The 6,000-nt window shown below is 51.4% G+C and carries 7 protein-coding genes and 1 pseudogene; all 8 read right to left on the bottom strand.

Annotation, left to right across the window (positions count from 1 at the left end; translation table 11 throughout):
* Positions 1 to 50: 50 nt before the first annotated feature.
* Positions 51 to 260 (bottom strand): annotated as a pseudogene (locus DWX62_RS14275) (DUF4141 domain-containing protein); the annotation flags it as partial.
* Positions 260 to 610 carry a DUF3876 domain-containing protein gene (locus DWX62_RS14270; RefSeq protein ID WP_004326111.1) on the bottom strand — a complete coding sequence of 117 codons (351 nt, stop codon included), beginning with the start codon at positions 608 to 610 and terminating at the stop codon, positions 260 to 262. The pseudogene DWX62_RS14275 and the gene DWX62_RS14270, both read right to left, overlap by 1 nt.
* An 11-nt stretch (positions 611 to 621) precedes the next feature.
* On the bottom strand, positions 622 to 3,135 hold the full coding sequence (locus tag DWX62_RS14265) for a TraG family conjugative transposon ATPase (protein WP_117589649.1): 2,514 nt from the start codon (positions 3,133 to 3,135) through the stop codon (positions 622 to 624).
* Positions 3,132 to 3,467, bottom strand: coding sequence for a DUF4133 domain-containing protein (locus DWX62_RS14260; RefSeq protein ID WP_007845738.1), 336 nt, complete (start codon positions 3,465 to 3,467; stop codon positions 3,132 to 3,134). The genes DWX62_RS14265 and DWX62_RS14260 overlap by 4 nt, the downstream gene beginning before the upstream one ends.
* Positions 3,468 to 3,477: 10 nt before the next feature.
* Positions 3,478 to 3,774, bottom strand: a complete 297-nt coding sequence (locus tag DWX62_RS14255; protein ID WP_004308755.1) for a DUF4134 domain-containing protein — start codon at positions 3,772 to 3,774, stop codon at positions 3,478 to 3,480.
* Between the two features lie 170 nt (positions 3,775 to 3,944).
* Positions 3,945 to 4,607, bottom strand: coding sequence for a hypothetical protein (locus DWX62_RS14250; RefSeq protein WP_117543785.1), 663 nt, complete (start codon positions 4,605 to 4,607; stop codon positions 3,945 to 3,947).
* A 2-nt stretch (positions 4,608 to 4,609) separates the two neighbouring features.
* Positions 4,610 to 5,011 (bottom strand): DUF3408 domain-containing protein, encoded by a 402-nt coding sequence (locus DWX62_RS14245; protein WP_074857163.1) that lies wholly within the window; start codon positions 5,009 to 5,011, stop codon positions 4,610 to 4,612.
* A gap of 1 nt (position 5,012) precedes the next feature.
* Positions 5,013 to 5,795, bottom strand: coding sequence for a ParA family protein (locus DWX62_RS14240; protein WP_005924189.1), 783 nt, complete (start codon positions 5,793 to 5,795; stop codon positions 5,013 to 5,015).
* Between the last annotated feature and the right edge of the window lie 205 nt (positions 5,796 to 6,000).

The following is a 6,000-nucleotide window of genomic DNA, read 5'->3' as shown; positions in this document are numbered from 1 at the left end:
CTAATAGCTTGCCAATGCTACATTTATTATATCGCCTATACGGGCGCACCATCGTAATATTTTTTACCCTGCTGGAAAATCTTCTGCGCTTCCATGAAGCCGTCCAGCGTGTTCTTGGCAGTGGTGGAAGTCTGCACTATCTGCTTGGTGGTGTTGATGATGCCCTGCGCCAAGTTGCCGGGGTCTGACACCACCCACTGTGCGGATGCCTTGCCGATGAAGCAAAGGCATACCGCCATAAGGAGAATTGTTCTTTTCATTATCTTTTGTTTTCAGGGTTTGTAACTCGTTTGTATTCGCCGCCGGGCATGAGCGTTATCCGGTCGGTCTTTTTGTCATAGGTGAACTGTATGCGGAAGCCCGTTTCGATGAACAGGCAGCCGTTCCGTTCTGTTACCGGGTAAGCCGTTTCCAGTATTCTGCCCCTGACATTCGCTTTCCGGGTGACGGTGTATCTGCCGCCCGTTTCCGAGAGTGTGAAAGCCGGGTGTCCCCTGACGTGTACCCAATAGCCCTGCATCCTTTCCAGCTCCTTACTTCCGCTGTCCTCGCAGCCCGCCAGCAGGCAGGCGGACAATAGCGTGTATATCAGATTGTCAATCCATTTCATGTTCCTAATTTTTAAGTTGTTGATGATTGGGGATTTCTTTTGCTTTCTGCAAGCCGCTTGATAGCCAGTTCAAGGTTGCCGTCCAGCTTCTCGGCAAGAGCGAACAGTTCCATTTTCTCGCTTTCCTCTGTTGTGAAGGTGTAATATTCTTCCAACGAAACTTCCGTGGCATATACCGCCGATTGTGTGCCGCCCAGCGAGAAGAAAACTTCCTTGTACTTCCGTCCGGGGTGGTTCGCCATGTTGATAGACAATATCTGCGAACGCTCCTTGTCGGTCAGTCCCAAGAGGTTCTGTATGCTGTCGAACTTGTTGAGATATTTTCTTTGGTCTAACAGTATTTTGCAGTCCGAGTTATTGATGATACTCTCTTTCACGATAGGGGAAGAAATAATATCTTCCACTTCCTGCGTTACCACAATCGCTTCCCCGAAATACTTTCGGACAGTCTTGTACAAATATTTTATGTAGTCCGCCATGTTCGCCGATGCAATCGCTTTCCACGCTTCCTCAATTAGTATTAACTTTCTTATTCCCTTTAACTTACGCATCTTGTTTATAAAGGCTTCCATGATGATGATAGTCGTTACCGGGAATAAAATCTTGTGGTCTTTGATATTGTCCAACTCAAAGACAATGAAGCGTTTATGCAGCAAATCCAGTTCCTTGTCGGAGTTCAGCAGGTAGTCGTACTCACCGCCACGATAGTACGGTTCAAGCACGTTCAGGAAATTGTCAATGTCAAAATCCTTTTCCCTGACGTTCTTCTGTTCAAGCTGTCGGCGGTAATCATCCCGGACAAACTCGTAGAACGTGTTGAAGCAGGGCGTTACCGAACTGTCTTTGCCTATCAGTTCGATATAGGCACTTACCGCATTGGACAACGCCACTTCTTCCGACCGTTTGGGGGCTTCATCATCCCGCTTCCACAGGGTGAGTATCAGGGTCTTGATGCTCTCTTTTTTCTCGATGTCAAATACCCCGTCCTCGACATAGAACGGGTTGAACGCTATCGGGTTCTCGTTGGTGTAGGTGAAATAAATCCCGTCCTCGCCGTGCGTGCGGTTGTGGATAAGCTGGGACAGCCCCAAGTAGCTGTTACCCGTATCTACCAGCAGCACGTGCGCACCCTGCTCGTAATACTGACGCACCATGTGGTTGGTAAAGAAAGACTTACCCGACCCGCTCGGCCCAAGTATGAACTTGTTTCTGTTGGTCGTGATGCCTTTCTTCATGGGCAAATCCGATATGTCGATATGCAGCGGGCGACCGCTCACCCTGTCCACCATTTTGATGCCGAACGGGGAAAGCGAACTCTTGTAGTTCGTTTCTTCCACGAACAGGCAGAGAGCCTGCCCCAAGAACGTGTAGAAACTTTCCTCTGCGGGGAAGTCCGCTTCATTTCCGGGTATGCCCGCCCAAAAGAGCGTGGGCGTATCGACCGTGTTGTGGCGTGGCTTGCACTCCATTAGCGCAAGCTGGCTTCCCACATCGTTGCGTATGCGTTTGAGTTCTTCCCGGTCGTCACTCCATGCCATAACGTTGCAGTGGCAGCGTACCGAGATAAGCCCCTTGCTGTGCGCTTCGTTCAGGTACTCGTCTATCCACTCCTTGTTCACTTGGTTGGCACGGGAGTAACGGGAGAGCGATTGCATGTTCCGGGCGGTCTGCTCGAAGTTCTTCAGGTTTTCGGCGTGGTCGTCTATGAAGATGAACTGGTTATAGACGTGGTTACACGACAACAGCACGCCCACCGGGGCGGCAAAACTTAACCTGCAATCGCTTCTGTCTGTGGACAGCTTCTCAAATCGGCAGTCCGTCCCGACCTTTCCGGGCAAATCTTCCACGTCCGAAAGCGTGTGCAGGCACAGTATATCGTCCCCGACCCGCATTTCTTCCGGGTACAGCCCGATGTCTTTCAGGCAAGTAGTGTCGGTTTGCGAGAGCGAGAAGTATTTCTCGATGATGCCCGCCTTTCCGTCCTGCCCGGTGATTTCCGATGCCGCCAGCCGGGTAAGGGTGACAAAACCGCTGTCGTTCATAATCCTTTCAAACTGCCCGACCGCTTCGATGAACTTTGCCGCCGCTTCCTTGTCGGCTATCTCCTGCGGTACAATCCTGCCCCGGCAGAGGGTGGAGAAGTCGCTCTGTCGGCGGCTTCTCTCCCTTGTCGTCTTTGTCAGGAACAGGTAGCAGTAATGGTTCAGGAACGGGCGTTCATTGAAATGCCGTTCAAAGGAGCGGCTTAAAAAACTAAGCTCGTCCCTTTCGGTGTCGGGCTGGTAGTTCTCCTTGATGAAGAAGTCCTGCTTGTGTACTATGGAGTAGTCGGGCAGCACCTTGACCGCCTTGTACCACGCCGAATGTATGGCTTCGTACTCGGCACTGGTGACGGTGAACAGTTCGGGCAGTTCCACCCTGAAAGCCACCGTTATGTCCGCATCCTTTGAAATGATGCAGCCGTTCTCCACCGCCAAAAGGGGAAATTTCCTTTCCAGCGTGGTAGCCTTTAACATATTCCTCATGTTCTTTCTTCCTTTCTTCTTTTGTAGTTGAACAGCCGGGGTATCGCCTTTCGGCTGATAATGAAGCGTGGGTGTCTTTTGCGTGCGGCAGCTTTCATCAGCCCGTGCGTGCCGTACTTGGCGTTGAGCCGGAACGTCTGCCACACGAGCAGCAGCGAAGCTGACACGATGAAACCGATACATAGCCACTGGTTCACGCCTGCCATGAACAGGACGATGAACACCACGAAGACGGCGAGCAAGCCGCCGCAAAAGATAAAGAGGTACTGGCTTTTCAGCCCCTTGAACTCCACCGGCTTCCCGATACCCCTGTTTACCGGATATTCAGACATTGCCGCCTTTTTAGAGGAAGAACGAACGCAGGATAGTGGCGGCGACAATCAGGAAGATGCACGCCCCGAACCAACTGGCGGCGGTCTTTGAGGTGTCGGGGTCGCCGCTTGAAAACTTGTTATATACTTTTACCCCGCCAATCAAGCCGCAGACCGCCCCGATTGCGTACACCAGTTTTGTTCCGGGGTCAAAATACCCGGTGATTAGGTTCGTGGCTTCGGTGATGCCCGCCTGCCCGTTTCCTTGTGCGTAGGCACTTACCACGGCGGCAAGTATAGCCGCCGACAAGAAGATTTTCTTTCTCATTGTGATTTGTTTTTAATGCCGGGGCGGCGGGTGGATAGTCCGCCTTTCCCGGCTGGTGAATAATTTGAAATTTTAGTGGTCGGGGATAGTCCCGTTTGTCTGTTTGTTTTCAGGTTGCCAATCAACCGTAATCCCGTTGTTTCATACTGTCAGGCTTATACATTATTATATTATAGGAAATCGTTCATGTCGAACGCTTCGTGTTCCTCGCTTGTATCGCCAGTTCCGGCAGGGACAGCAGCCGTAGCCCGTTCCGCTTCGTTGCGTCCCAGCAGTTCCGCCACCTTTGCCAGCCCGCCGTTGATGTTCTCCACCACCGCATCGTAGAGGTTCGTCCCCTCAATGCTTGCCAGTGTCCCGGCGGTTTGCCGTTTCTCCGCTTCGGTGGGGTTGTCGGCGTTCGCCGTGCGTACCGCTTCGCCCAGTTCATCGAAGCTCACGCCCGTAGCCCGCCCGGTATCATCGTCACCGTCCATGTACCCGGCTATTTCCTCGTCCTCGTAGTCGGGTTCGTCATTCTCGTAACCGGGCGTTTCTTCCGCTTCGGCTGCTGTTTCCGGAATGTTTTCTTCCGGCTGTCCGTCAGCCTGCGGCGCAAAAATAGTATCATTTTCAGCCGCTTGCGGGAGGTGTCCCGATTTGTCCGCCGCTGTCCCGATTAGTCCGCCCTTGTATCGGCTTTCACCTATCAGCGTGTAGCCTGAAACCTCGTTTCGTGGGAGTGGCGCATCATCCGTTCTGCCCGTTGATGTCCGGCTGTCCGTGTAGCGATACCACAGCCATAGGGCGATATAGTACACCAAAAGCCCGGTAAGTATGCAATAGATTATCATAGTCAGACAGGCTTTTGGAAGTGGCTTTCGTACAGGGTGTTTATCTCGTCTTGGTACTGCTCGAAGTGCCGCAGCAGAATGTTTTCCACGTAGCTGCTTACCGTCACCTTGCGCCCGCCTATCACCGTCACGATACGCATCAGCTTCTCGTGCGTGGTACGGCTCACGTATAAGGGCTGTCGGTCTGCCAGTTCCACTTTCTGAAAGTAGGTTTCCCGGTAGTCGCCCGAACCGCCCTTGCGCTTGCGGGGTGTCGGTTTCTCTACTTGCACCGTTTCTGTTTGTGTTTCTTGCGGTACATCATTCGTCTTATTATTATCTTGTTTACTGGGAACACCCTGCGAGATAAGCTCTTTCATGAAATCCTCGTCTATCTTCGGCATCCCGCCGCTTTGCTTTGCCATATCATTTTAATTTGATGTAGTACACTATTTCGGTTATCAGTTCTTCCAAGTTGCTTCCCCTTACCAGCGGGCGGCTGGCGGGAAAGAGCGTGGAGCGGAACACCGCCTTTTTATCCGCCACCAGTTCCTTTTTGTAGCGTTTGGTATCGGGGATAAAGGTTTTCATCAGCGGCAGTTCCAGTTCCTTAATGGTCTTGTCGTAGGCGGTGTAAAGGTCTGTTTTCTCCCTACCGTCCACCATGTTCCAAAAGAGGTACAGCCCGGCAAGTCGGCAGGCTTCATTCCTCACCAATAGCTTTTGGATAGCCATTGCGAACGACAGGCTGCTTTCCAGCACCACCTTGTCGGCTGAAATGGGGGTGAAAATGTAGTCCATGCCCGCAAGGGAGTTTATCACGCCCTCGCTGTTCACCGTGCCGGGCAGGTCGAAAAACACTATATCCGGCACGTGTCCGGCGGCTATATGTTCGTCAGCCGTTGCAATCGCCTTTTCAGGTGAACTGCACAATACCGGGTAGGCTTTCTTCCCCAGCCGGGTGAACTGCTCATACGCCATTCGCTTGTAATCTTCATCCGCCCCGACCTGCTCGGCATCCCGCTTGCGCATCCCGGCAATGGAGTGTTGCGGGTAGTCGCAATCGACCACCGCCACATCGTAGCCTTTGAGGTAGTATAGGTAACTCGCCGCCAGCACGGTAAAGGTGGTTTTGCCGACCCCGCCCTTTTGGGTGGAAAAGGCGACATAAAGGGGTGTTTTCTCGTTTTCCATATTGCTTCCGTTCATTATTGGTTGATAGATTTGTTTATTGCTTTCAATCATTCATTCCATATTGCAATCTTGAAATATTGAAAGATTGTTTTATTTCAATCTTGTTTTCCTGCTTTCATTCTTTCTTGAAATATTGAAATCCTGCAATCATGTTTTATTGAAATCCTGCTTTCAATCATTCTTTCCTGATTGGAATATTTCTTTCAATCTTGCTTTCAAT

Origin of the sequence: Bacteroides sp. AF20-13LB, assembly GCF_003603065.1 — a bacterium.
Taxonomy (GTDB): Bacteria; Bacteroidota; Bacteroidia; order Bacteroidales; family Bacteroidaceae; genus Bacteroides; species Bacteroides uniformis.
Note: the sequence above shows the minus strand (reverse complement) of the source record. Positions and strands in the feature narration are given on the sequence as shown.

Bases quoted from the DNA above. Each gene is read 5' to 3' on its own strand.
- DWX62_RS14250 (WP_117543785.1), bottom strand. From the start codon at position 4,607: ATGATAATCTATTGCATACTTACCGGGCTTTTGGTGTACTATATCGCC.
- DWX62_RS14240 (WP_005924189.1), bottom strand. From the start codon at position 5,795: ATGAACGGAAGCAATATGGAAAACGAGAAAACACCCCTTTATGTCGCC.
- DWX62_RS14265 (WP_117589649.1), bottom strand. From the start codon at position 3,135: ATGAGGAATATGTTAAAGGCTACCACGCTGGAAAGGAAATTTCCCCTT.
- DWX62_RS14245 (WP_074857163.1), bottom strand. From the start codon at position 5,011: ATGGCAAAGCAAAGCGGCGGGATGCCGAAGATAGACGAGGATTTCATG.
- DWX62_RS14270 (WP_004326111.1), bottom strand. From the start codon at position 610: ATGAAATGGATTGACAATCTGATATACACGCTATTGTCCGCCTGCCTG.
- DWX62_RS14260 (WP_007845738.1), bottom strand. From the start codon at position 3,467: ATGTCTGAATATCCGGTAAACAGGGGTATCGGGAAGCCGGTGGAGTTC.
- DWX62_RS14255 (WP_004308755.1), bottom strand. From the start codon at position 3,774: ATGAGAAAGAAAATCTTCTTGTCGGCGGCTATACTTGCCGCCGTGGTA.